Origin of the sequence: Enterobacter quasimori (assembly GCF_018597345.1) — a bacterium.
In the GTDB taxonomy this organism is placed as follows: Bacteria; Pseudomonadota; Gammaproteobacteria; order Enterobacterales; family Enterobacteriaceae; genus Enterobacter; species Enterobacter mori.
In genome coordinates this window covers 90,588-113,376 of the sequence record NZ_JAHEVU010000006.1, presented here as the reverse complement: position 1 = coordinate 113,376, position 22,789 = coordinate 90,588, and the positions used below count along the sequence as shown (strand labels likewise).

23 protein-coding genes are annotated in these 22,789 nt (G+C 57.9%); 17 read left to right on the top strand and 6 right to left on the bottom strand.

Going from position 1 to position 22,789, the window contains the following annotated elements:
* Positions 1 to 134: 134 nt before the first annotated feature.
* Positions 135 to 518, bottom strand: coding sequence for an aspartate 1-decarboxylase autocleavage activator PanM (gene panM, locus KK102_RS19895; RefSeq protein WP_126545874.1), 384 nt, complete (start codon positions 516 to 518; stop codon positions 135 to 137).
* A gap of 424 nt (positions 519 to 942) precedes the next feature.
* Between panM and livK the strand changes: the two genes are divergently transcribed.
* From livK to ugpQ, 10 genes are all read left to right on the top strand, one after another.
* Positions 943 to 2,052: a high-affinity branched-chain amino acid ABC transporter substrate-binding protein LivK gene (gene livK / locus KK102_RS19890; protein ID WP_216358282.1), complete on the top strand. Its 1,110-nt coding sequence runs from the start codon at positions 943 to 945 to the stop codon at positions 2,050 to 2,052.
* A gap of 46 nt (positions 2,053 to 2,098) precedes the next feature.
* Entirely contained in the window at positions 2,099 to 3,025 is a 927-nt protein-coding gene (gene livH, locus KK102_RS19885) for a high-affinity branched-chain amino acid ABC transporter permease LivH (protein WP_028015147.1), read from the top strand.
* Entirely contained in the window at positions 3,022 to 4,299 is a 1,278-nt protein-coding gene (gene livM / locus KK102_RS19880; RefSeq protein ID WP_126545872.1) for a branched chain amino acid ABC transporter permease LivM, read from the top strand. The genes livH and livM overlap by 4 nt, the downstream gene beginning before the upstream one ends.
* On the top strand, positions 4,296 to 5,063 hold the full coding sequence (gene livG, locus KK102_RS19875) for a high-affinity branched-chain amino acid ABC transporter ATP-binding protein LivG (protein WP_008500101.1): 768 nt from the start codon (positions 4,296 to 4,298) through the stop codon (positions 5,061 to 5,063). Before livM ends, livG begins: the two co-directional genes overlap by 4 nt.
* Position 5,064: 1 nt before the next feature.
* A complete protein-coding gene (livF, locus tag KK102_RS19870) occupies positions 5,065 to 5,778 on the top strand; it encodes a high-affinity branched-chain amino acid ABC transporter ATP-binding protein LivF (RefSeq protein WP_006812273.1) in 714 nt (237 codons plus the stop codon).
* Positions 5,779 to 6,025: 247 nt separating this feature from the next.
* Positions 6,026 to 7,342, top strand: a complete 1,317-nt coding sequence (gene ugpB, locus KK102_RS19865; RefSeq protein ID WP_216358281.1) for a sn-glycerol-3-phosphate ABC transporter substrate-binding protein UgpB — start codon at positions 6,026 to 6,028, stop codon at positions 7,340 to 7,342.
* Positions 7,343 to 7,500: 158 nt separating this feature from the next.
* Positions 7,501 to 8,388 carry a sn-glycerol-3-phosphate ABC transporter permease UgpA gene (gene ugpA / locus KK102_RS19860; RefSeq protein WP_032650577.1) on the top strand — a complete coding sequence of 296 codons (888 nt, stop codon included), beginning with the start codon at positions 7,501 to 7,503 and terminating at the stop codon, positions 8,386 to 8,388.
* Positions 8,385 to 9,230 (top strand): sn-glycerol-3-phosphate ABC transporter permease UgpE, encoded by an 846-nt coding sequence (gene ugpE, locus KK102_RS19855; RefSeq protein ID WP_013099125.1) that lies wholly within the window; start codon positions 8,385 to 8,387, stop codon positions 9,228 to 9,230. Before ugpA ends, ugpE begins: the two co-directional genes overlap by 4 nt.
* Before the next feature lies 1 nt (position 9,231).
* The gene (locus KK102_RS19850; protein ID WP_216358280.1) at positions 9,232 to 10,302 is read left to right on the top strand and encodes a sn-glycerol-3-phosphate import ATP-binding protein UgpC; all 1,071 of its coding nucleotides are present in this window, start codon (positions 9,232 to 9,234) and stop codon (positions 10,300 to 10,302) included.
* Positions 10,299 to 11,045, top strand: a complete 747-nt coding sequence (gene ugpQ / locus KK102_RS19845; RefSeq protein ID WP_216358279.1) for a glycerophosphodiester phosphodiesterase — start codon at positions 10,299 to 10,301, stop codon at positions 11,043 to 11,045. The genes KK102_RS19850 and ugpQ overlap by 4 nt, the downstream gene beginning before the upstream one ends.
* On the opposite strand, the gene KK102_RS19840 is transcribed toward ugpQ, so the two are convergent.
* Positions 11,029 to 11,406, bottom strand: coding sequence for a DUF2756 family protein (locus KK102_RS19840; RefSeq protein WP_126545867.1), 378 nt, complete (start codon positions 11,404 to 11,406; stop codon positions 11,029 to 11,031). The genes ugpQ and KK102_RS19840 overlap by 17 nt on opposite strands.
* Before the next feature lie 123 nt (positions 11,407 to 11,529).
* Between KK102_RS19840 and ggt the strand changes: the two genes are divergently transcribed.
* Positions 11,530 to 13,275: a gamma-glutamyltransferase gene (gene ggt / locus KK102_RS19835; protein WP_216358278.1), complete on the top strand. Its 1,746-nt coding sequence runs from the start codon at positions 11,530 to 11,532 to the stop codon at positions 13,273 to 13,275.
* 86 nt (positions 13,276 to 13,361) lie between these two features.
* On the opposite strand, the gene yhhY is transcribed toward ggt, so the two are convergent.
* Complete coding sequence (yhhY, locus tag KK102_RS19830; protein WP_216358277.1) at positions 13,362 to 13,850, bottom strand: N-acetyltransferase; 489 nt, start codon at positions 13,848 to 13,850, stop codon at positions 13,362 to 13,364.
* Positions 13,851 to 14,070: 220 nt separating this feature from the next.
* Entirely contained in the window at positions 14,071 to 14,715 is a 645-nt protein-coding gene (locus KK102_RS19825) for a bactofilin family protein (RefSeq protein ID WP_126545946.1), read from the bottom strand.
* A gap of 157 nt (positions 14,716 to 14,872) precedes the next feature.
* Between KK102_RS19825 and KK102_RS19820 the strand changes: the two genes are divergently transcribed.
* The 5 genes from KK102_RS19820 to gntU all read left to right on the top strand — a co-directional run bounded on the left by KK102_RS19820 (position 14,873) and on the right by gntU (position 19,814).
* Positions 14,873 to 15,910 (top strand): oxidoreductase, encoded by a 1,038-nt coding sequence (locus KK102_RS19820; RefSeq protein WP_216358276.1) that lies wholly within the window; start codon positions 14,873 to 14,875, stop codon positions 15,908 to 15,910.
* A 123-nt stretch (positions 15,911 to 16,033) separates the two neighbouring features.
* Positions 16,034 to 16,729, top strand: a complete 696-nt coding sequence (locus KK102_RS19815) for a pirin family protein (RefSeq protein ID WP_126545865.1) — start codon at positions 16,034 to 16,036, stop codon at positions 16,727 to 16,729.
* Positions 16,730 to 16,820: 91 nt separating this feature from the next.
* Positions 16,821 to 17,816: a gluconate operon transcriptional repressor GntR gene (gene gntR / locus KK102_RS19810; protein ID WP_021242747.1), complete on the top strand. Its 996-nt coding sequence runs from the start codon at positions 16,821 to 16,823 to the stop codon at positions 17,814 to 17,816.
* A 126-nt stretch (positions 17,817 to 17,942) separates the two neighbouring features.
* Positions 17,943 to 18,470, top strand: coding sequence for a gluconokinase (gene gntK, locus KK102_RS19805; RefSeq protein WP_010436461.1), 528 nt, complete (start codon positions 17,943 to 17,945; stop codon positions 18,468 to 18,470).
* Between the two features lie 3 nt (positions 18,471 to 18,473).
* Positions 18,474 to 19,814 carry a gluconate transporter gene (gene gntU, locus KK102_RS19800; RefSeq protein ID WP_010436459.1) on the top strand — a complete coding sequence of 447 codons (1,341 nt, stop codon included), beginning with the start codon at positions 18,474 to 18,476 and terminating at the stop codon, positions 19,812 to 19,814.
* A gap of 98 nt (positions 19,815 to 19,912) precedes the next feature.
* On the opposite strand, the gene KK102_RS19795 is transcribed toward gntU, so the two are convergent.
* Positions 19,913 to 20,359, bottom strand: coding sequence for a hypothetical protein (locus tag KK102_RS19795; protein WP_216358275.1), 447 nt, complete (start codon positions 20,357 to 20,359; stop codon positions 19,913 to 19,915).
* Between the two features lie 397 nt (positions 20,360 to 20,756).
* A complete protein-coding gene (yhgN, locus tag KK102_RS19790; RefSeq protein ID WP_003861574.1) occupies positions 20,757 to 21,350 on the bottom strand; it encodes an NAAT family transporter YhgN in 594 nt (197 codons plus the stop codon).
* 177 nt (positions 21,351 to 21,527) lie between these two features.
* Here yhgN and asd point away from each other — a divergent pair, with 177 nt between their 5' ends.
* Positions 21,528 to 22,631, top strand: coding sequence for an aspartate-semialdehyde dehydrogenase (gene asd, locus KK102_RS19785; protein WP_033146834.1), 1,104 nt, complete (start codon positions 21,528 to 21,530; stop codon positions 22,629 to 22,631).
* The last annotated feature ends 158 nt before the right edge of the window (positions 22,632 to 22,789 follow it).

Below are 22,789 nucleotides of genomic sequence, written 5' to 3'. Positions count from 1 at the left end.
GGCCGGGGTGAGGGTATCAGACCGCACAAATCAGGCCGCACTGCCCCCTCTTTTGCCCGGTGGCGCTTCGCTTACCGGGCCTACAATGAGCACCTCGTAGGCCGGGTAAGGCGCAGCCGCCACCCGGCTTTCTTTTAGCGCTTCTCCCACCCGTTAGCCTGCGCCGTAAACCCTAATGCCTGCATAAACGCCGCCATCACGCCGCGGTCTTCCACGCCTACGTCGGCCATCCACCAGGAGGTCACGCTCGGGTTTTCACGAATGACTTCTTCAATTAAATACTGTCCGACCCCGCGACGGCGGGTGACGTCGCGCACGCGCAGGGAATCCAGCGCCCCTTCTGTGCCGCTCAGCGTCACGCGAACGGCGGCCAGCAGACGCTCGTTAAAGCGCGCGGCATAAATACGGTGATTGTCGTCGACGGCCAGCGACGAAGGGGAATATTCCGGCCAGATCTTGCCCAGGTCGATATGATCCTGGTCGCTAAAGGTCACCAGACGCACGATAGTCAGTTTCATTAGCTACTTGTCCAAATCAGATTGAGTAGGGCCAGTGTACTCAATTTATTTGCTCAGGTGCTTTCTCTTTTTATTCCCAATTACCAGGCGATTAGTTTTTTGGCAACGCATTGCGCAGTTCGAAAACATATGGATCGAAAATTAAGCAGAATTTTAACCTGAAAGGCAGTGATTTATTCGGCGCTTTGTGCCGTTATTTTATGCTGCAAACTGCACTTTTATTTGTTTATCTCTGCCTGATTTCAGAATATTATCTTTGCTTAATCGCCTGAAAAATAGAGATATTAGTCTGGTTTTTGACAAAAAACCGCGCTAAACCATTAAAGGCACTGGTAAAAATAGCGTTGTTCATTAAAAGTACAGAATGCTTTTTAACCATAATAAAACAAAATATATACACGACATCACGAATGGGGATTCAGAGATGAAAAGGAACGCGAAAGCAATAATCGCGGGAATGGTCGCACTGGCAATTTCGCAGGCGGCTATGGCGGACGACATAAAAGTGGCTGTGGTCGGCGCGATGTCCGGTCCTGTTGCCCAGTGGGGTGATATGGAGTTCAACGGCGCACGTCAGGCCATCAAAGACATCAACGCCAAAGGCGGCATCAAGGGCGACAAGCTGGTGGGCGTGGAATATGACGACGCCTGCGATCCAAAACAGGCCGTCGCGGTCGCCAACAAAATCGTCAACGACGGTATCCAGTACGTCATCGGCCACCTGTGCTCATCGTCCACGCAGCCCGCGTCTGATATTTATGAAGACGAAGGCATCCTGATGATTACCCCGGGCGCAACTAACCCGGAGCTGACCCAGCGCGGCTACCAGCACATTATGCGTACCGCCGGTCTGGACTCCTCTCAGGGGCCCACCGCCGCCAAATACATCCTCGACACCGTCAAGCCACAGCGCATTGCCATTATTCATGACAAGCAGCAGTACGGTGAAGGCCTGGCGCGCTCCGTGCAGGACGGCCTGAAAAAAGGCGGCGCGAACATCGTCTTCTTCGACGGCATTACCGCCGGTGAGAAAGATTTCTCTGCGCTGATCGCCCGTCTGCAAAAAGAGAATATCGACTTCGTTTACTTCGGCGGCTACTACCCGGAAATGGGCCAGATGCTGCGCCAGGCGCGCGCCACCGGCCTGAAAACCCAGTTTATGGGGCCAGAGGGCGTGGGCAACGCCTCCCTGTCGAACATCGCGGGCGATTCTGCTGAAGGCATGCTGGTCACGATGCCAAAACGCTATGACCAGGATCCGGCTAACAAGGCTATCGTGGATGCGCTCAAGGCGCAGAAGAAAGATCCGAGCGGTCCGTACGTCTGGATCACCTACGCGGCCGTGCAGTCTCTGGCCACCGCGCTGGAGCGTACCGGCAGCAAAGAGCCGCTGGATCTGGTGAAGGATTTAAAAGCACACGGGGCGAACACCGTGATTGGGCCGCTGAACTGGGACGAGAAAGGCGATCTGAAGGGATTTGAATTTGGTGTCTTTAAGTGGCACGCCGACGGTTCGTCCTCGGCCGCCAAATAACTATCCCACCGCCCGGACCGCCGGGCGGGTATAAAAAGGTTTGCATATGTCCGAGCAGTTTCTCTATTTCCTGCAGCAGATGTTTAACGGCGTCACGCTGGGAAGCACCTACGCGCTGATCGCCATCGGCTACACGATGGTTTACGGTATTATCGGCATGATCAACTTCGCGCACGGCGAGGTCTACATGATCGGTAGCTACGTCTCCTTTATGATCATTGCCGCCCTGATGATGATGGGCATCGACAGCAGCTGGCTGCTGGTCGCCGCCGGGTTTGTCGGCGCGATTGTGATTGCCAGCGCCTACGGCTGGAGCATCGAACGCGTGGCCTACCGGCCGGTGCGCAGCTCCAAGCGCCTGATTGCGCTGATCTCCGCCATCGGGATGTCGATCTTCCTGCAAAACTACGTCAGCCTGACCGAAGGCTCGCGCGACGTGGCGCTGCCGAGCCTGTTTAACGGCCAGTGGATAGTGGGGGCCAGCGAGAACTTCTCTGCCTCTATCACCACCATGCAGCTGGTTATCTGGGTCGTGACCTTTGTTGCGATGTTGGCCCTGACGCTGTTCATCCGCTACTCGCGTATGGGACGCGCCTGCCGCGCGTGCGCAGAAGACCTGAAGATGGCGAGCCTGCTCGGCATCAACACCGACCGCGTGATTGCCCTGACCTTCGTGATCGGCGCAGCGATGGCGGCGGTTGCAGGGGTCCTGCTCGGCCAGTTCTACGGCGTAATCAACCCGTACATCGGCTTTATGGCCGGGATGAAAGCCTTCACCGCGGCGGTACTGGGCGGTATCGGCAGCATTCCGGGCGCGATGATCGGCGGCCTGATCCTGGGCGTGGCGGAAGCGCTCTCCTCGGCGTACCTGAGTACGGAATATAAAGACGTGGTGTCGTTCGCCCTGCTGATTCTGGTTCTGCTGGTGATGCCTACCGGTATTCTGGGTCGTCCGGAGGTAGAGAAAGTATGAAACCGATGCATTTTGCAATGGCGCTGCTCTCTGCCGCCATGTTCTTCGTGCTGGCGGGCGTCTTCATGGGCGTCCAGTTAGAGCTGGACGGCACTAAGCTGGTGGTGGACACCGCCGCTGATATTCGCTGGCAGTGGGTGTTTATCGGCACCGCCGTGGTGTTCCTGTTCCAGCTGCTGCGCCCGCTGTTCCAGAAGTCGCTGAAAAACGTCTCCGGGCCGAAATTCGTGCTGCCCGCTATCGACGGTTCTACCGTGAAGCAGAAGCTGTTCCTCGTGGCGCTGCTGGTCGCCGCCGTGGCGTGGCCGTTTGTGGTGTCGCGCGGGACCGTGGATATCGCTACCCTGACCATGATCTACGTAATTCTGGGTCTCGGTCTGAACGTGGTGGTGGGGCTCTCCGGCCTGCTGGTACTGGGCTACGGCGGCTTCTACGCCATCGGCGCCTACACCTTCGCGCTGCTGAACCACTATTACGGCCTCGGCTTCTGGACCTGCCTGCCGCTGGCGGGGCTGGTCTCTGCCGCCGCGGGCTTCCTGCTCGGCTTCCCGGTGCTGCGCCTGCGCGGCGACTACCTGGCGATTGTGACCCTGGGCTTCGGCGAAATCGTCCGTATCCTGCTGCTCAACAACACCGAAGTGACCGGCGGCCCGAACGGCATCAGCCAGATCCCGAAACCGACCTTCTTCGGCCTGGAGTTCAGCCGTACCGCCCGCGAAGGCGGCTGGGACACCTTCAGCAACTTCTTCGGCGTGAAGTATGACCCGTCCGACCGCGTAATCTGGCTCTATCTGGTGGCGCTGCTGCTGGTGGTGATTACCCTGTTCGTGATCAACCGTCTGCTGCGCATGCCGTTGGGCCGCGCGTGGGAAGCGCTGCGTGAAGATGAAATCGCCTGCCGCTCGCTGGGCCTGAACCCGACCCGCATCAAGCTGACCGCGTTCACCATCAGCGCCGCGTTTGCCGGTTTCGCCGGAACGTTGTTTGCCGCGCGTCAGGGCTTCGTTAGCCCGGAATCCTTCACCTTTGCCGAATCGGCCTTCGTGCTGGCGATTGTGGTGCTCGGCGGGATGGGCTCGCAGTTCGCCGTTATCCTCGCGGCCATCCTGCTGGTGGTCTCGCGCGAGCTGATGCGCGACTTTAACGAATACAGCATGCTGATGCTGGGTGGTTTGATGGTGCTGATGATGATCTGGCGTCCGCAGGGTCTGCTGCCGATGACCCGTCCACAGCTGAAGCTGAAGAACGGGCAAGCGAAAGGAGAGCAGGCATGAGCCAGCCATTATTATCCGTTAACGGTCTGATGATGCGTTTTGGCGGCCTGCTGGCGGTCAACAACGTGAATCTGGATCTGCACAAGAAAGAGATTGTCTCCCTGATTGGCCCGAACGGCGCGGGGAAAACCACGGTCTTCAACTGCCTGACCGGCTTCTACAAGCCGACGGGCGGCACCATCATGCTGCGCGACCAGCACCTGGAAGGGCTGCCGGGCCAGCAGATTGCCCGCATGGGCGTGGTGCGTACCTTCCAGCACGTGCGTCTGTTCCGCGAGATGACGGTGATTGAGAACCTGCTGGTGGCACAGCATCAGCAGCTGAAAACCGGGCTGTTCTCCGGCCTGCTGAAAACCCCGGCCTTCCGCCGCGCGCAGGATGAAGCGCTTGACCGCGCCGCCACCTGGCTCGACCGAATTGGCCTGCTGCAGCACGCCAACCGTCAGGCGAGCAACCTGGCCTACGGCGACCAGCGTCGTCTGGAGATTGTGCGCTGCATGGTGACCCAGCCGGAGATCCTGATGCTCGACGAACCGGCGGCAGGGCTCAACCCGAAAGAGACCAAAGAGCTGGACGAGCTGATTGCCGAACTGCGCGATCACCACGACACCACCATTCTGCTGATTGAGCATGACATGAAGCTGGTGATGGGCATTTCGGACCGTATCTACGTGGTAAACCAGGGCACGCCGCTGGCAAACGGCACGCCGGAAGAGATCCGCAACAACCCGGACGTGATCCGCGCATACCTGGGTGAGGCATAAGATGGAAAAAGCGATGTTAACGTTCGACAAGGTCAACGCGCACTACGGCAAGATACAGGCGCTGCACGACGTCAGCCTGCATATCAATCAGGGTGAAATCGTCACCCTGATTGGCGCCAACGGGGCGGGTAAAACCACGCTGCTCGGCACCCTGTGCGGCGACCCGCGCGCCACCAGCGGGCGGATTGTGTTCGATGGCAAAGACATTACCGACTGGCAGACCGCCAAAATCATGCGTGAAGCGGTGGCGATCGTTCCGGAAGGGCGTCGCGTGTTTTCCCGCATGACGGTGGAAGAGAACCTGGCGATGGGCGGCTTCTTTGCTCACCGCGATGAATACCAGACCCGCATCAAGTGGGTCTATGAGCTCTTCCCGCGCCTGTGGGAGCGCCGCATCCAGCGTGCGGGCACCATGTCCGGCGGCGAGCAGCAGATGCTGGCGATTGGCCGCGCGCTGATGAGCCAGCCGCGCCTGCTGCTGCTGGACGAGCCGTCGCTCGGTCTTGCGCCGATCATCATCCAGCAGATTTTCGACACCATCGAGCAGCTGCGTAAAGAGGGGATGACGATCTTCCTCGTTGAGCAGAACGCCAACCAGGCGCTGAAGCTGGCTGACCGTGGCTACGTGCTGGAGAACGGCCGCGTAGTGCTGGAAGACACCGGCGACGCGCTGCTGGCGAACGAAGCGGTGCGGAGCGCTTACCTGGGCGGCTAAGCCGTCTGTATTGCCCGGTGGCGCTTACGCTTACCGGGCCTACGGTATCGAGTAGGCCGGGTAAGGCGTAGCCGCCACCCGGCTTTTTTAACCACTACACCCCTTCACACAACCATCATCCCCCTGACGCCTGGCTGTCACTTATCTGTAAACAAACAGTTATTTTTCTGTAATTCGAGCATGTCATGTTACCTCGCGAGCATAAAACGCGTGATATCGCGCATCCGGCACAATAAGAGAGATGACAATGACATCGTTACGACACACAGCTTTGGGTCTGGCACTGGGTCTGGCTTTTGCGACGAACGCACTGGCTGTGACGACCATTCCGTTCTGGCATTCCATGGAAGGGGAGTTGGGTAAAGAAGTTGACTCCCTGGCGCAGCGTTTCAACGACACCCACCCGGATTACAAAATTGTGCCGGTGTACAAAGGTAACTACGAGCAGAGCCTGAGCGCGGGCATCGCCGCCTTCCGTACCGGCAACGCGCCAGCCCTGTTACAGGTTTATGAAGTGGGTACCGCCACCATGATGGCCTCCAAAGCCATCAAGCCGGTCTATGAAGTGTTCAAAGAAGCGGGCATCAACTTCGACGAATCCCAGTTCGTGCCGACCGTAGCGGGTTACTACACCGATTCCAAAACCGGCCACCTGCTGTCCCAGCCGTTTAACAGCTCCACGCCGGTGCTCTACTACAACAAAGACGCCTTCAAAAAAGCCGGTTTAGACCCGGAGCAGCCACCAAAAACCTGGCAGGACCTGGCGGAGTACACCGCGAAGCTGAAAGCGGCGGGGATGAAGTGCGGCTACGCCAGCGGCTGGCAGGGTTGGATCCAGATTGAAAACTTCAGCGCCTGGCACGGCCTGCCGGTGGCGACCAAAAACAACGGCTTCGACGGCACCGATGCGGTGCTGGAGTTCAACAAGCCGGAGCAGGTGAAGCACATTGCGCTGCTGGAAGAACTCAACAAGAAGGGCGACTTCAGCTACTTCGGGCGTAAAGACGAATCCACCGAGAAGTTCTACAGCGGCGACTGCGCCATTACCACCGCATCGTCCGGCTCGCTGGCGGATATCCGTCACTACGCCAAATTTAACTACGGCGTGGGCATGATGCCGTACGACGCCGACGTGAAGGGCGCGCCGCAGAATGCCATCATCGGCGGAGCGAGCCTGTGGGTCATGCAGGGCAAAGACAACGGCACCTACAAAGGCGTAGCCGAATTCCTCGACTTCCTGGCGAAGCCGGAAAACGCAGCCGAATGGCACCAGAAGACCGGCTACCTGCCGATCACCAAAGCCGCGTACGACCTGACCCGCGAGCAGGGCTTCTACAGCAAGAACCCAGGGGCGGACATCGCGACGCGCCAGATGCTGAACAAGCCGCCGTTGCCGTTCACCAAAGGTCTTCGTCTGGGCAACATGCCGCAGATCCGCACCATCGTGGATGAGGAGCTGGAAAGCGTGTGGACCGGGAAGAAAACGCCACAGCAGGCGCTGGATTCAGCGGTAGAGCGCGGGAATCAGCTGCTGCGCCGCTTTGAGCAGTCGACGAAATCGTAATCTGTGATTCGCCCGGTGGCGCTTCGCTTACCGGGCCTACGGGGGATCGTGCGGGCTGATGCCCTCACCCCAACCCTCTCCCACGGGGAGAGGGAGAAATATTTGTAGGCCGGGTAAGGCGTAGCCGCCACCCGGCATTGTTCAGGAACCCAATCTCCATGTCATCATCCCGTCCGGTGTTTCGCTCCCGCTGGCTGCCGTACCTGTTGGTCGCGCCTCAGCTGGTCATCACCGTTATCTTCTTTATCTGGCCTGCGGGCGAAGCGCTGTGGTACTCGGTACAAAGCGTCGATCCGTTCGGGCTTTCCAGCCAGTTTGTCGGTCTGGACAACTTCACCGCGCTGTTCCATGACAGCTACTACCTGGACGCCTTCTGGACGACGATGAAGTTCAGCGCGCTGGTGACCGTGAGCGGTCTTGTTGCCTCGCTGTTCTTCGCCGCGCTGGTGGACTACGTGGTGCGCGGCAGCCGTATTTATCAGACCCTGATGCTGCTGCCTTATGCCGTGGCGCCCGCCGTCGCCGCCGTGCTGTGGATTTTCCTGTTTAACCCGGGCCGGGGGTTGATTACCCATTTCCTGGCAGAGTTCGGCTACGACTGGAACCACGCCCAGAATAGCGGTCAGGCGATGTTCCTGGTGGTGTTCGCCTCGGTGTGGAAGCAGATCAGCTACAACTTCCTGTTCTTCTTTGCCGCACTGCAGTCCATTCCCCGTTCGCTGGTGGAAGCCGCCGCGATTGACGGCGCAGGGCCGATTCGTCGCTTCTTCAGGCTGTCGCTGCCGCTGATCGCCCCGGTGAGCTTCTTCCTGCTGGTGGTTAACCTCGTGTACGCCTTCTTCGACACCTTCCCGGTGATCGATGCGGCCACCGCAGGCGGCCCGGTGCAGGCGACGACCACGCTTATCTACAAGATCTACCGCGAAGGCTTCGCGGGGCTGGATCTCTCCGCTTCTGCCGCGCAGTCGGTGGTGCTGATGTTCCTCGTCATCATCCTCACGGTGGTGCAGTTCCGCTATGTCGAAAGTAAGGTGCGCTACCAATGATTGAGAACCGTCGCGGGCTGACGATTTTCAGCCACACCATGCTGATTCTGGGGATTATCGTCATCCTGTTTCCGCTGTACGTGGCCTTTGTCGCCGCCACGCTGGACACCAAAGCGGTGTTCGACACGCCGATGACGCTGATCCCAGGCACGCATCTTTTCGAGAACATGAAGACCATCTGGACCCAGGGCGTGGGTGCCAACAGCGCGCCGTTCTGGCTGATGATGCTCAACAGCTTCATCATGGCGTTCGGCATTACGGTCGGCAAAATTACGGTGTCGATGCTGTCGGCCTTCGCCATCGTCTGGTTCCGCTTTCCGCTGCGCAACCTGTTTTTCTGGATGATTTTTATCACCCTGATGCTGCCGGTGGAAGTGCGTATCTTCCCGACGGTGGAGGTGATTGCCAACCTGAAGATGCTCGACAGCTACGCGGGCTTGACCCTGCCGCTGATGGCCTCGGCGACCGCCACCTTCCTGTTCCGCCAGTTCTTTATGACCCTGCCGGACGAGCTGATTGAAGCGGCGCGCATCGACGGCGCGTCGCCGATGCGCTTCTTCCGCGATATCGTGCTGCCGCTGTCGAAAACTAACCTTGCGGCGCTTTTTGTGATCACCTTTATCTACGGCTGGAACCAGTACCTGTGGCCGCTGCTGATTATTCAGGACGTCAACCTCGGCACCGCCGTGGCGGGCATCAAAGGCATGATCGCCACCGGCGAAGGCACCACCCTCTGGAACCAGGTGATGGCGGCGATGCTGCTGACCCTTATCCCACCCGTAGTCATTGTTTTAGCCATGCAGCGTGCGTTTGTCCGTGGCCTGGTCGATAGCGAGAAATAAGATGGCAGGTTTAAAACTTCAGGCAGTAACCAAAAGCTGGGACGGTAAAACCCAGGTGATTCAGCCGCTGACGCTCGACGTGGCGGATGGGGAATTTATCGTGATGGTCGGCCCGTCCGGCTGCGGAAAATCCACGCTGCTGCGCATGGTGGCGGGGCTGGAGCGCGTGACGTCCGGGGATATCTGGATTGACCGCCAGCGCGTCACCGAGATGGAGCCGAAAGACAGAGGCATCGCGATGGTCTTCCAGAACTACGCTCTCTATCCGCACATGAGCGTGGAAGAGAACATGGCCTGGGGGCTGAAAATCCGCGGCATGGGCAAAGGCCATATCGAGGAGCGCGTGAAAGAAGCCGCCCGTATTCTGGAGCTGGACGGCCTGCTCAAGCGCCGCCCGCGCGAACTCTCCGGCGGCCAACGCCAGCGCGTGGCGATGGGGCGCGCCATCGTGCGCGATCCGGCGGTATTCCTCTTCGACGAGCCGCTCTCTAACCTCGACGCCAAGCTGCGCGTGCAGATGCGTCTTGAGCTGCAGCAGCTGCACCGTCGTCTGAAAACCACGTCACTGTACGTTACCCACGATCAGGTTGAGGCCATGACCCTCGCTCAGCGCGTGATGGTGATGAACAAAGGCGTTGCCGAGCAGATTGGCACCCCGGTGGAGGTGTATGAGAAACCGGCTACCCGCTTTGTGGCGAGCTTTATCGGCAGCCCGGCAATGAACCTGCTGGAAGGACGGATCAGCAGTGCGGGCACCCACTTTGAACTGGAAAGCGGGATGGCATTGCCGATCAACTGGTACTATCGTGGCTACGCCGGGCGTAAGATGACGCTCGGTATCCGCCCGGAGCATATCGGTTTAACCTCTCAGGCGGACGGCGGCGTGCCGCTGGTGATGGACACGCTGGAGATGTTGGGTGCAGATAACCTGGCGCACGGACGCTGGGGTGAGCAAAAAATAGTGGTGCGTTTAGCGCATCAGGAACGCCCGAAAGCAGGCAGTACGCTGTGGCTGCACCTGCCGGAAAATCACCTGCACTTCTTTGACGGTGAAACAGGACAACGAGTATGAGCAACTGGCCTTATCCCCACGTCGTCGCCCACCGCGGCGGCGGTAAGCTGGCGCCGGAAAATACCCTGGCGGCGATTGACGTTGGCGCGCGCTACGGCCACACGATGATCGAGTTCGACGCCAAGCTGTCGAAAGACGGCGAAATTTTCCTGCTGCATGACGATAACCTCGAACGCACCAGCAACGGCTGGGGCGTGGCGGGTGAACTGCCGTGGCGCGATCTGCTGAAGGTAGATGCCGGAAGCTGGTACAGCGGCGAATTCAAAGGCGAACCGCTGCCGCTGCTGGCGGAAGTGGCGGATCGCTGTCGCCAGCACGGCATGATGGCCAATATCGAAATCAAACCGACCACCGGCACCGGGCCGCTGACGGGCAAAGTCATCGCGCTGGCCGCGCGTGAGCTGTGGGAAGGGATGACGGCACCGTTGCTGTCGTCGTTTGAGATCGACGCGCTGGAAGCGGCACAGGCGGCCGTGCCGGAGCTGCCGCGTGGGCTGCTGCTGGACGAGTGGCGCGAGGACTGGCACGAGCTGACGACACGCTTAGCGTGCGTTTCAATTCATCTCAATCACAAGCTGCTGGATGAGGCGCGGGTGAAGATGTTGAAAGCGGCGGGTCTGCATATTCTGGTGTATACCGTTAACAAACCCCAGCGTGCAGCCGAAATGCTGCGCTGGGGCGTTGACAGCATTTGTACCGATGCGATTGACCGCATCGGCCCGAACTTTAGTTCTGCGGATTAAGCATACTGCCGTTCGACTGCGGCGGCAGCATATGCTGCTGGCCGCTGTTCAGGGTTGAACCCCCGCCTAACATCCCGCCGTTTTTATTCGGCAGCGGCTGCTCGCGCACCTGACCCTGCTGGACGCGCTGGGTGTTGGCGTTCATCTGGTTTTGCAGGCTCTGCTGCTGCATCTGGGTTTGCGTTTTCAACTGTTGATTAAGCATCCCTTTCTGCTGCTGTTGCTGGCTCATCATCTCCGTTTGCATCCGCTGCTGGCTGGGAATGACGTAACCCTGCTGGTTAGGGTTGTTCATCGTATTAAGTGGCTGTGCGAGCGCGGCAAAGGGAAGCAGTGCCGTAAGAATCATCAAGCGTTTCATTGTCATCTCCTCCTTTTGAGGTTTCTCTTAAGTTTACCCCGATTTCACCATGACGATGATTTTTTAGGAGTTGTGAACCAGGCTTAAGCGGGGAGTATGGACCCTATCACCTGGAGAACAATAATGATGAAACCAACGTTTTTGCGCTGGGTAGCGATCGCCGCGCTGATGGCAGGCGGCACATTTAGCGTGGCGGCCAACCCGCCCGCGGCGCCTCCCGTCTCCTACGGCGTGGAGGAAGACGTTTTCCATCCCGTGCGGGCGACGCATGGCATGGTGGCCTCGGTTGACGCGCTGGCAACCCAGGTGGGCGTCGATATTCTCAAGCAGGGCGGTAACGCGGTGGATGCGGCGGTTGCGGTCGGGTACGCGCTGGCGGTCACGCATCCGCAGGCGGGTAACCTCGGCGGCGGCGGGTTTATGATGCTGCGTACCAAAGACGGGAAAACCACCGCCATCGACTTCCGTGAGATGGCACCGAATCAGGCCTCCCGCGACATGTTCCTTGACGAGCAGGGCAACCCGGACAGCAAGAAATCCCTGACCTCGCACCTCGCGTCCGGCACGCCGGGTACCGTTGCGGGCTTCTCGCTGGCGCTGGAAAAATACGGCACGATGCCGCTGAATAAGGTGGTACAGCCTGCTATCAAGCTGGCGCGGGAGGGCTTTGTGGTGAATGACGCGCTGGCAGACGACCTCAAAACCTACGGCAGCGAAGTGATTCCGAATCACGAAAACAGTAAGGCCATCTTCTGGAAAGACGGCGAGCCGCTGAAGAAGGGCGATAAGCTGGTGCAGAAGAACCTGGCGACCAGCCTGGAGCGGATTGCGGAACACGGCCCGGATGCCTTCTATAAAGGCGCGATTGCTGACCAGATTGCCGATGAAATGCAAAAGAACGGGGGCTTAATCACCAAGGCGGATCTGGCGGAATACAAGGCGGTGGAGCGCGAGCCGATTAGCGGCACCTATCGCGGCTACGAGGTCTTCTCCATGCCGCCGCCGTCGTCCGGGGGCATTCACATCGTGCAGATCCTCAACATTCTTGAAAACTTCGATATGCACAAGTTTGGCTTCGGCAGCGCGGACGCCATGCAGGTGATGGCGGAAGCGGAAAAACGCGCCTACGCCGACCGCTCGGAGTACCTCGGCGATCCGGACTTCGTGAAGGTGCCGTGGCAGGCGCTGACCAACAAAGCCTATGCCAAATCCCTGGCCGACCAGATCGACATCAACAAGGCGAAGCCGTCGAGCGAGATCCGCCCCGGCAAGCTGGCGCCGTATGAAAGCAATCAGACCACCCACTTCTCGGTGGTGGATAAAGACGGTAACGCTGTGGCGGTGACCTATACGCTCAACACCACCTTCGGCACCGGGATTGTGGCGGGCAACAGCGGCATTCTGCTGAACAACGAGATGGATGACTTCTCCGCCAAGCCGGGCGTGCCGAACGTTTACGGGCTGGTAGGCGGTGATGCAAACGCCGTCGGGCCGAAGAAGCGCCCGCTGTCGTCCATGTCGCCCACCATCGTGGTGAAAGACGGTAAGACCTGGCTGGTAACCGGCAGCCCGGGCGGGAGTCGAATTATTACCACCGTGCTGCAGATGGTGGTGAACAGCATCGACTTTGGGATGAACGTCGCCGAAGCGACCAACGCCCCGCGTTTCCACCACCAGTGGCTGCCGGACGAGCTGCGCGTCGAGAAGGGCTTTAGCCCGGACACCATTAAGCTGCTTGAACAGCGCGGTCAAAAGGTCGCGGTCAAAGAGGCGATGGGCAGCACCCAGAGCATTATGGTCGGACCGGACGGGGCGCTGTTTGGCGCGTCAGACCCGCGTTCGGTGGATGATTTGACGGCGGGGTATTGATATATTGCCCGGTGGCGCTGCGCTTACCGGGCCTACAACTGCACGAACGTAGGCCGGGTAAGGCGAAGCCGCCACCCGGCAAATAACTACTTCATTCTCGCCATATAATACGCATCCACATACTCGCCGTTGCGCAGGGCAAATTTCCTGCCGGTGCCTTCGATTTCAAAACCAAACTTCCGGTACAGCGCCAGTGCAGCGGGGTTATCGGCAAACACCGTTAATTCAATCCGTTCGATGCGCATCCAGTTATCGCACAGGTTGATCATCTCGCGCATGAGCGCGCTCCCCACGCCGCGCCCCTGTGCATGCGCCGCAACGCTGATACCAAAGGTTGCCACGTGGCTGCGTCGCGGGCTGGCTTCTGCCTGCAGCGCCAGGTCACCGACGATGTTTTCATCGATACAGGCGACCAGACGTTTTTGGCCAGGTTTAGGACTCAGGCGTTCCTGCCACATCTCAAGGGAAGGATGAGGTAGCTGTAGCGTGTCGTGATACACCCCGGGATGCATATAGTTCTGGCGTAAGGCTTCGGCATCTTTCAGTTCTGCGTGGCGTATCACTATCTCACTCATTCCTTGTTCCTCAGTCAGTTAACTCTCCCTTCCAACATCAATGACTTTAAAATTTGAGTCAACCGCTATTTTTTGCAAAAAGGAGTGGACAAGTGCGAATGAGAATGATTATTATTGCTCTGCATTCAGGAAGACCGCTACGGGAACCTGAAAGCACGACATTGCTCACATTGCTTCCAGTATTACTTTAGCCAGCGTTTCGCTGGCTTTTTTTTGCTTATTATTTGGCAAGCTCGCACGCTTCAGGAGCGTCAGCGGTGCTGTCCTTGATCAGGCCAACGACGTTATTCTTTTCGATTGCGGCAGGCAGCATCTCCGCAATACCGGAAAACATCCCCCCTTTTTTGACGGCCAGCGCCCGGTAGGAAAGCGTTCCCGTTACCTCACCGTTTTCGCAGATTTCAATGGCATCGCTGTGGCATTCGCCAATCACGGCCCCGTCAATAATCAGCTCGCGGCAGGTGATATTTCCCTCAACCCGTCCCCCGCGCATGATTTTGATCAGACTCTGTTCAGAGGCAATATTGCCGATGAGCTCACCGTGCACATAGACGTGACCCGTCGAAACGATATTGCCTTCAACGCGGACGTCGTTGGCAATCACCGTGGTGCCGTGCTTCTCGGTGGCGGTAGGTTCTTTTTCCATCACAGGAGCCGGGGGAAGGGCAGTTGGAACCTTGATTTCATTAATTTTATTCTTTTTAAACATAACATTACCCAGGTTGATAAGCAGGGGAAGAGTGAAAGCCAATAAAGAGAATGCTGCGAAGAGCCATGCGAGTTGACGGGCGGCGAAACACCAGGCGGCAAGCGAAAGCAACCAGAAGAGAAGCGCACTGTTTAAGGCGAGATATTTCCTTTCCATAGAAATGGGCGCGACTCCATTCGCGAGCATAGATTTGACCTTCACCTTATCGTGGTTTTTAGCGGCAGGGTCAAGGCAAGTGCCGCCATTTTAGGATTCTTTTGGGCAAGTTTATCGCTATAGTGAAAACAGAAACCTGATCAAAAAGGACGGAACCATGACCCTGAACTGTGCGTTTATCGGCTTTGGTAAAAGCACCACCCGCTATCACCTACCCTATGTTCTCAACCGTAAAGACAGCTGGCACGTCGCCCATATCTACCGCCGCCGCGCGAAGCCGGAAGAGCAGTCCCCGCAGTATTCCCACATCCACTTCACCAGCGATCTCGATGAGGTGCTTCACGATCCGCAGGTGAATCTGATCATTGTCTGCACCCACGCCGACAGCCACTTCGACTACGCGAAGCGCGCGCTGGAAGCGGGCAAAAACGTGCTGGTGGAAAAGCCCTTCACCCCGACCATCGCCGAAGCGAAGGAGCTGTTCGCGCTGGCGAAGAGCAAAGGACTGACCGTTACGCCGTATCAGAACCGTCGCTTCGACAGCTGCTTCCTGACGGCGAAAAAGGCGATTGAGAGCGGAAAGCTCGGCGACATCGTGGAAATTGAAAGCCACTTCGACTACTACCGTCCGGTCGCGGAAACCCAGCCCGGCCTGCCGCAGGACGGCTCGTTCTATGGCCTGGGCGTGCATACCATGGACCAGATCATCTCCCTGTTTGGGCGGCCGGACCACGTGGCGTACGACATCCGCAGCCTGCGCAACAAAGCCAATCCGGATGACACCTTCGAAGCGCAGCTGTTCTACGGCGACCTGAAAGCCATCGTCAAAACCAGCCATCTGGTGAAAATCGACTATCCCAGGTTTATCGTTCACGGCACCAAAGGCTCGTTTATCAAGTACGGCATCGACCAGCAGGAGACCAGCCTGAAGGCCAACATCATGCCGGGCGAACCGGGCTTTGCGGCGGATGATTCCGTGGGCGTGCTGGAGTATGTGAAGGCAGATGGCACAACAGTAAAAGAAGAACTCAAGCCGGAACCAGGCGACTATGGCCGCGTCTACGATGCGCTGTATGAAACGCTCACCACGGGTACGCCGAATTACGTCAAGGAATCTGACGTTCTGAACAACCTGGAAATCCTTGAACGGGCCTTTGAGCAGGCTTCTCCTGCCACGGTAACCCTCGCAAAATAAGCAAAAATGGCTCCTCTGCGCTTGTTCATAATTTTTGAACAGAGGAGTCAATTTTCACCCTCTATGATCCCAGGCGGTTTGCGTCCACACTTACTCCATCGAAACGAACTGAGGGTGAAAACAATGATCTACTTACGCAAAGCAAACGAACGTGGTCACGCGAATCATGGCTGGCTGGACTCATGGCATTCATTCTCGTTTGCCGACTACTACGACCCGAACTTCATGGGCTTCTCCGCACTGCGCGTGATTAACGACGACGTGATTGATGCAGGCCAGGGCTTCGGCACCCACCCGCACAAAGACATGGAAATCCTGACCTATGTGCTTGAAGGTGCCGTGGCGCACAAAGACAGCATGGGTAACGAAGAGCAGGTTCCGGCGGGCGAGTTCCAGATTATGAGCGCGGGTACCGGGGTGCGTCACTCCGAGTACAACCCGAGCAAAACGGACAAACTGCACCTGTATCAAATCTGGATCATTCCGGAAGAGACCGGCATCGCGCCGCGCTACGAGCAGCGCCGCTTCGACGCCAAACAGGGTAAACAGCTGGTGCTGTCCCCGGATGCGCGTGAAGGTTCCCTGAAAGTGCATCAGGATATGGAGCTGTACCGCTGGGCGCTGGCAAAAGACGAACAGTCCGTGCATCAGATTGCCGCCAACCGCCGCGTCTGGATCCAGGTGGTGAAAGGTGACGTGTCCATCAACGGCACCAAAGCCACAACCGCCGATGGTCTGGCCATCTGGGACGAGCAGGCGCTCTCCGTGCATGCCGACAGCGAAAGTGAAATCCTGCTGTTTGACCTGCCGCCGGTATAAATAATTACTCAACCTTCCCTTTAAACGGGGAAGGTTGAGCTTTGTCCGTGATAAACTGAGAAAATCTCTCACTTCAAGATTTCTCAGGACGATGAAAAAGAAACGCCCCGTACTTCAGGATGTCGCCGATCGCGTCGGTGTGACCAAAATGACGGTCAGCCGTTTTTTACGTAACCCGGAGCAGGTTTCCGTGGCGTTGCGTGGCAAGATTGCCGCTGCCCTTGATGAACTGGGTTACATCCCCAACCGCGCGCCCGATATTCTCTCCAATGCGACCAGCCGTGCGGTGGGCGTCCTGCTTCCTTCCCTGACCAACCAGGTTTTCGCCGAAGTATTACGTGGTATCGAAAGCGTGACCGATGCCTTTGGCTATCAGACCATGCTCGCGCACTACGGGTACAAGCCGGAACTGGAAGAGGAACGTCTTGAATCGATGCTTTCCTGGAACATCGACGGCCTGATTTTAACGGAACGTACCCACACCGCCCGCACGCTCAAAATGATCGAAGTGGCCGGTATCCCGGTGGTGGAGCTGATGGACAGCCAGTCGCCGTGCCTCGACATCGCCGTGGGGTTTGATAACTTCGAAGCGGCGCGTCAGATGACGGCGGCCATCATCGCCCGCGGGCATCGCCACATCGCCTATCTGGGGGCGCGTCTTGATGAACGTACTATCATCAAACAGAAGGGATACGAGCAGGCGATGCTCGACGCGAACTTAACACCGTACAGCGTGATGGTGGAGCAGTCCTCTTCCTATACGTCGGGGATTGAGCTGATGCGTCAGGCGCGACGCGAGTATCCGCAACTGGACGGTATTTTCTGTACCAACGATGACCTTGCGGTCGGCGCGGCGTTTGAGTGTCAGCGTCTGGGGCTGAAGATCCCTGATGATATGGCGATCGCCGGTTTCCACGGCCACGATATTGGCCAGGTGATGGAGCCGCGTCTGGCGAGCGTCCTGACCCCGCGTGAACGTATGGGCCGTATTGGCGCAGAACGCCTGCTGGCGCGCATTCGTGGCGAGACGGTGACCCCGAAAATGTTAGATTTAGGTTTCACCTTGTCACCGGGTGGATCTATTTGAACTGACAAATTTGAAGTAGCTCACACTTATTCACTTCGCGCACGTTTGGATATTGCTTCTCTTTTGCCCCGGCAGGACAATGTTACCGATAACTGTTACCCGTAACAATTGACTGAGGGACACCCTTTGAGCACGACTAATCACGATCACCACGTCTACGTCCTGATGGGCGTTTCCGGTAGCGGGAAATCAGCCGTAGCCAGCGAAGTGGCGCATCAACTCCAGGCTGCGTTCCTTGATGGCGACTTCCTCCATCCGCGCAGCAACATCATGAAAATGGCCTCCGGCGAGCCGCTGAACGACGACGACCGCAAACCGTGGCTGCAGGCGCTGAACGACGCCGCATTCGCGATGCAGCGCACCAATAAAGTCTCCCTGATCGTCTGCTCCGCGCTGAAAAAAACCTACCGCGATCTGCTGCGCGACGGCAACCCGAACCTCTCCTTCATCTACCTGAAAGGGGATTTCGAGGTGATTGAAAGCCGTCTGAAGGCGCGTAAAGGTCACTTCTTCAAAACCCAGATGCTGGTCACGCAGTTCGAAGCGCTGCAGGAGCCGGGTGCGGATGAGCAGGACGTCTTAGTGGTTGATATCGATCAGTCACTGGAAGGTGTTGTCGCCAGCACCATCGAGGTCATTAATAAAAGGCAGTAAGTTTTGAGTACATTAACGCTAGTTTTGACAGCAGTGGGTTCCGTTTTGCTGCTGCTGTTTTTAGTGATGAAGGCGCGTATGCATGCCTTCGTTGCTTTGATGGTGGTTTCTATTGGTGCAGGTCTCTTTTCCGGTATGCCGCTCGACAAGATCGCCGCGACGATGGAAAAAGGGATGGGCGGTACGCTGGGCTTCCTGGCGATTGTGGTGGCCCTTGGCGCGATGTTTGGCAAGATTTTGCACGAGACGGGCGCGGTCGACCAGATTGCCGTCAAGATGCTGAAATCCTTCGGCCACAGCCGCGCGCACTACGCGATTGGCCTGGCCGGTCTGATTTGCGCGCTGCCGCTGTTCTTCGAAGTGGCCGTTGTGCTGCTGATAAGCGTCGCATTCTCGATGGCGCGCCATACCGGTACGAACCTCGTGAAGCTGGTCATTCCGCTGTTTGCGGGCGTGGCGGCGGCCGCGGCGTTTCTGCTGCCGGGGCCTGCGCCGATGCTGCTGGCGTCTCAGATGCACGCTGACTTTGGCTGGATGATCCTGATTGGCCTGTGCGCGGCAATCCCGGGGATGATTATCGCCGGACCACTGTGGGGCAACTTCATCAGCCGCTACGTTGAGCTGCATATCCCGGATGACATCACCGAGCCGCACCTGGGCGAGGGCAAAATGCCGTCCTTCGGCTTCAGCCTGTCGCTGATCCTGCTCCCGCTGGTTCTCGTGGGTCTGAAAACCATCGCTGCGCGCTTTGTGCCGGTGGGGTCCAGCGCCTATGAATGGTTTGAGTTCATCGGTCACCCGTTCACGGCGATCCTGGTGGCCTGCCTGGTGGCGATTTACGGTCTGGCGATGCGTCAGGGAATGCCAAAAGACCGCGTGATGGAGATTTGCGGTGCCGCGCTGCAGCCTGCGGGTATCATCCTGCTGGTGATCGGTGCCGGTGGCGTATTCAAGCAGGTGCTGGTGGATTCCGGCGTGGGCCCGGCTCTGGGCGAAGCGCTGACCGGGATGGGCCTGCCGATTGCGGTCACCTGCTTTGTGCTGGCCGCGGCGGTGCGTATCATTCAGGGCTCCGCGACGGTTGCGTGTTTAACCGCCGTGGGCCTGGTGATGCCGGTGATTGAACAGCTGAACTACTCCGGTGCGCAGATGGCGGCGCTGTCTATCTGTATCGCGGGCGGTTCGATTGTGGTATCCCACGTGAACGACGCGGGCTTCTGGCTGTTCGGTAAGTTTACCGGTGCCACCGAAGCGCAAACCCTGAAAACCTGGACGCTGATGGAAACCATCCTCGGCACGACGGGTGCGATTGTCGGGATGATTGCGTTTACGCTGCTGAGCTAATCCCGGTTTTCTCCCTCTCCCCGTGGGAGAGGGCTGGGGTGAGGGCATCAGGCCGCAGAGGCCGTAGGCCGGGTAAGCGCAATCGCCACCCGGCTTTTTTACAGCAGCACAGTGCCTTCCGTTGTGCGCAGCCAGCGCGGCGCTTTCAGCGTATTACTGTAAAACCCCACTAAATCCTGCAACAAATCTCCTGCGACCCTTTCATCGCTTTCTGACAGCGAATGCGCTAACAGCATTTGCGTTAACAGCTGGCAGTATCGCCCCAGTTGATCCACTTCCGGCTCGAAGACCGGAACGTCCAGCGGCAGGTCATCCACCGTCAGGCTGGCTTTTAAATATTCTGGTACAGGTTCAAGCAGCGTGGGCTGAAGCAGGGCGAGGTAGGCTGAAAGCCGTCCACACAGCGCCATCTTCTGGGTTGGATCGTCGCATTCAATCAGTACGTCAACGAAACGCGCGCAGTTGTCCGCCAGCTCGGTGAAGTCGGTGGTGTGATCGAACGGTGTAGTGAATAAGGAGTGAGAAAAGCTAGGGGTAGTAGTCATAAGACCGCCTCTGATGCGTAAAATGGACCGCCACAGGAGGGACCAACCTCACTGGTGGCGGACTGAACGGAGTTGGTCCTACCGGCCTCATCAGCTACCGGCGCGCCTTGCGGCGCCACCGTCCAGCCCACCATTAAGGTGTAACTGACTACGCGATAAAAGAAATTTTATCACGGATGAGGATAACAGAGGACCAACCCTGACGCCTGATTTCGCAGGCGCGGCAAGAAGATACTGCGTGGGGGGCGGGGTGACAAGAGAGGCTCTGGAAGGCGGCTCGCAAAACGAAATATTATTTTTGAGGAGTGCGGCCTGATGCCCTCACCCCAACCCTCTCCCACGGGGAGAGGGAGCAAACACTAAAAACGGCAATCAAGGATTGCCGTTTTGCTTTTACCTATCCTTTCATCCACGCCCGGATCCCGTCCAGGAACATCTGCGTCGCCATCATCACCAGAATCAGCCCCATCAGGCGCTCCAGCGCGTTCACCCCTTTCTCACCCAGCAGGCGCAGGAACAGCGACGACTGCAGCAGGATGATAAACGTCCCGCCCCAGGCGATCAGCAGGGCAATCACCAGATGGCTCATCTGGTTCGGATACTGGTGCGACAGCAGCATCAGCGTCGCCAGAATCGTTGGCCCGGCAACCAGCGGGATCGCCAGCGGCACAATAAATGGCTCTTCACCCGCAGGCAGGCCGCTGCTGCTGCCTTCCGCGCTCGGGAAAATCATCTTAATGGCAATCAGGAACAGAATAATCCCGCCGGAAATGGAAACCGTTTCGGCGCGCAGGTTCAGGAACGCGAGAATTTTTTCCCCGGCAAACAGGAAGATAAACATCACCAGCAGGGCGATGAGCAGCTCGCGGATCATGATCGCCCGACGGCGCTTAGGCTCGGTGTGCTTTAACACCGACATGAAGATCGGCAGGTTACCCAGTGGATCCATTATCAGAATCAATAAAACCGCCGCGGAAATGATTTCACTCATGTAAATTATCCCTGAAACTCTCTATGGTTATTATGATAATTAGCTGTATTTCTGATTGCCGGGCAATCATCGATTAATTTCGCTTGCGACTTTGGCAGCATTTTGTAATGTGAAGCATATCCCAGTTCAATACTGGCTTGCACAATCAGCACACACCCTCAGCAGGAAAAAAATGCTATGAAAAACGTTGGTTTTATCGGCTGGCGCGGTATGGTCGGCTCTGTACTCATGCAACGCATGGTTGAAGAGCGCGATTTCGACGCTATCCGCCCGGTCTTCTTCTCCACTTCCCAGCTCGGCCAGGCTGCTCCGTCCTTTGGTGGTACCACAGGCACGTTGCAGGATGCTTACGATCTGGAAGCGCTGAAGGCGCTCGACATTATTGTGACGTGCCAGGGCGGCGATTATACCAACGAAATCTATCCAAAGCTGCGTGAAAGCGGCTGGCAGGGCTACTGGATTGACGCGGCCTCGTCGCTGCGCATGAAGGACGATGCCATTATTATTCTCGACCCGGTGAACCAGGGCGTCATCACCGACGGCCTCAACAACGGCGTAAAAACCTTTGTCGGCGGTAACTGTACCGTCAGCCTGATGCTGATGTCCCTCGGCGGCCTGTTCGCGCAGGATCTGGTTGAATGGGTTTCCGTGGCGACCTACCAGGCGGCGTCCGGCGGCGGCGCGCGTCACATGCGCGAGCTGCTGACCCAGATGGGCCAGCTGCACCAGAGCGTCGCGACCGAGCTGGCAAACCCGGCATCCGCTATTCTGGATATCGAGCGTAAGGTCACCCAGCTGACCCGCAGCGGCGAGCTGCCGGTGGATAACTTCGGCGTACCGCTGGCCGGTGGCCTGATCCCGTGGATCGACAAACAGCTGGATAACGGCCAGACCCGCGAAGAGTGGAAGGGCCAGGCTGAGACCAACAAAATCCTCGCGACTGCGAACACCATTCCGGTTGACGGTCTGTGCGTGCGTATCGGCGCGCTGCGCTGCCACAGCCAGGCTTTCACCATTAAACTGAAAAAAGATGTGTCTATTCCGACCGTGGAAGAGCTGCTGGCCGCGCACAACCCGTGGGCGAAAGTGGTGCCAAACGATCGCGATATCACCATGCGTGAACTGACCCCGGCAGCCGTGACCGGCACGCTGACCACGCCGGTTGGCCGTCTGCGCAAGCTGAACATGGGACCGGAGTACCTCTCCGCGTTCACCGTCGGCGATCAGCTTCTGTGGGGTGCCGCCGAACCGCTGCGCCGCATGCTGCGCCAGCTGGCGTAATAATTTGTTAAATACCGGGGGTGATTTTCACCCCCTTTTTTTGCGTACTACATGGAGTAACACGCGGATGTCTTATTTTTTATCAGGAGTCATTTAGAGCGTTGGCTATGCTTTAAGGAAGAGTCATTTCTTACCTGAGGTTCGAACGGAGCAGAAAG

Excerpts from the sequence above, each read along its gene's own strand:
- KK102_RS19840 (WP_126545867.1), bottom strand. The coding sequence starts at position 11,406 with ATGAAACGCTTGATGATTCTTACGGCACTGCTTCCCTTTGCCGCGCTC.
- KK102_RS19815 (WP_126545865.1), top strand. The coding sequence starts at position 16,034 with ATGATCTACTTACGCAAAGCAAACGAACGTGGTCACGCGAATCATGGC.
- ugpA (WP_032650577.1), top strand. The coding sequence starts at position 7,501 with ATGTCATCATCCCGTCCGGTGTTTCGCTCCCGCTGGCTGCCGTACCTG.
- gntR (WP_021242747.1), top strand. The coding sequence starts at position 16,821 with ATGAAAAAGAAACGCCCCGTACTTCAGGATGTCGCCGATCGCGTCGGT.
- livG (WP_008500101.1), top strand. The coding sequence starts at position 4,296 with ATGAGCCAGCCATTATTATCCGTTAACGGTCTGATGATGCGTTTTGGC.
- KK102_RS19820 (WP_216358276.1), top strand. The coding sequence starts at position 14,873 with ATGACCCTGAACTGTGCGTTTATCGGCTTTGGTAAAAGCACCACCCGC.
- asd (WP_033146834.1), top strand. The coding sequence starts at position 21,528 with ATGAAAAACGTTGGTTTTATCGGCTGGCGCGGTATGGTCGGCTCTGTA.
- KK102_RS19795 (WP_216358275.1), bottom strand. The coding sequence starts at position 20,359 with ATGACTACTACCCCTAGCTTTTCTCACTCCTTATTCACTACACCGTTC.
- livK (WP_216358282.1), top strand. The coding sequence starts at position 943 with ATGAAAAGGAACGCGAAAGCAATAATCGCGGGAATGGTCGCACTGGCA.
- livH (WP_028015147.1), top strand. The coding sequence starts at position 2,099 with ATGTCCGAGCAGTTTCTCTATTTCCTGCAGCAGATGTTTAACGGCGTC.
- livM (WP_126545872.1), top strand. The coding sequence starts at position 3,022 with ATGAAACCGATGCATTTTGCAATGGCGCTGCTCTCTGCCGCCATGTTC.
- ugpQ (WP_216358279.1), top strand. The coding sequence starts at position 10,299 with ATGAGCAACTGGCCTTATCCCCACGTCGTCGCCCACCGCGGCGGCGGT.
- yhgN (WP_003861574.1), bottom strand. The coding sequence starts at position 21,350 with ATGAGTGAAATCATTTCCGCGGCGGTTTTATTGATTCTGATAATGGAT.
- yhhY (WP_216358277.1), bottom strand. The coding sequence starts at position 13,850 with ATGAGTGAGATAGTGATACGCCACGCAGAACTGAAAGATGCCGAAGCC.
- panM (WP_126545874.1), bottom strand. The coding sequence starts at position 518 with ATGAAACTGACTATCGTGCGTCTGGTGACCTTTAGCGACCAGGATCAT.
- ggt (WP_216358278.1), top strand. The coding sequence starts at position 11,530 with ATGATGAAACCAACGTTTTTGCGCTGGGTAGCGATCGCCGCGCTGATG.
- ugpB (WP_216358281.1), top strand. The coding sequence starts at position 6,026 with ATGACATCGTTACGACACACAGCTTTGGGTCTGGCACTGGGTCTGGCT.
- KK102_RS19850 (WP_216358280.1), top strand. The coding sequence starts at position 9,232 with ATGGCAGGTTTAAAACTTCAGGCAGTAACCAAAAGCTGGGACGGTAAA.
- livF (WP_006812273.1), top strand. The coding sequence starts at position 5,065 with ATGGAAAAAGCGATGTTAACGTTCGACAAGGTCAACGCGCACTACGGC.
- KK102_RS19825 (WP_126545946.1), bottom strand. The coding sequence starts at position 14,715 with ATGGAAAGGAAATATCTCGCCTTAAACAGTGCGCTTCTCTTCTGGTTG.
- ugpE (WP_013099125.1), top strand. The coding sequence starts at position 8,385 with ATGATTGAGAACCGTCGCGGGCTGACGATTTTCAGCCACACCATGCTG.